The organism is Paraburkholderia sp. RL17-373-BIF-A (assembly GCF_046030175.1).
Lineage (GTDB): Bacteria > Pseudomonadota > Gammaproteobacteria > Burkholderiales > Burkholderiaceae > Paraburkholderia.
Genome location: NZ_JARESO010000404.1, coordinates 1 through 510 on the forward strand (window position 1 = coordinate 1; position 510 = coordinate 510).

Annotated in this window: 1 protein-coding gene; it reads left to right on the forward strand. The window is 57.3% G+C overall.

Annotation, left to right across the window (positions count from 1 at the left end; translation table 11 throughout):
- Nucleotides 1-467, forward strand: a 467-nt coding sequence (locus P0D80_RS51105) for a hypothetical protein (protein WP_408296587.1), incomplete at its 5' end; no start/stop codon positions are given.
- Between the last annotated feature and the right edge of the window lie 43 nt (nucleotides 468-510).

Consider the following 510-nt stretch of genomic DNA (forward strand, 5'->3'; position numbering starts at 1 on the left):
TTGCCGGCAGGTCCCAGGATGCCCACCAGACAGTAACTGCCATGAACTCCACTTCGTTCTACGTGCGCAGACGCGCTCCATGGGTGAAAGCGGGGACCACCTATGCCCTCCTTGTCTTCGCGATAGGATTCGCTCTCGGTGCAATACGCGTCCTGATGCTGGTGCCGCATCTCGGCGCAACTGCCCCCGTGGTACTGGAAACGCCAATCATGCTTGCGGCCAGCTGGAAGGTTGCGCAATGGAGTGTGCAGTGGTTCAATCTGCAACCCGATAGGCGTAGTCGTCTCCTTATGGGGATCGTGGCCTTCATCGTTCTCGTGGTCGCAGAACTTGGTGTCGCTGTGTTCGCGTTCGGTGAGTCTCCGGCACAGTATGTTTCGGGTATCGGGTCAATCGCTGGGGGGATCGGCTTTGCGGCACAGATCTGCTTTGCCAGCTTCCCCTGGCTACAAGCCTACCGACATTGAACGGTTACGAGGATCAACATGGAAATCCATTCGCGAGATTTTC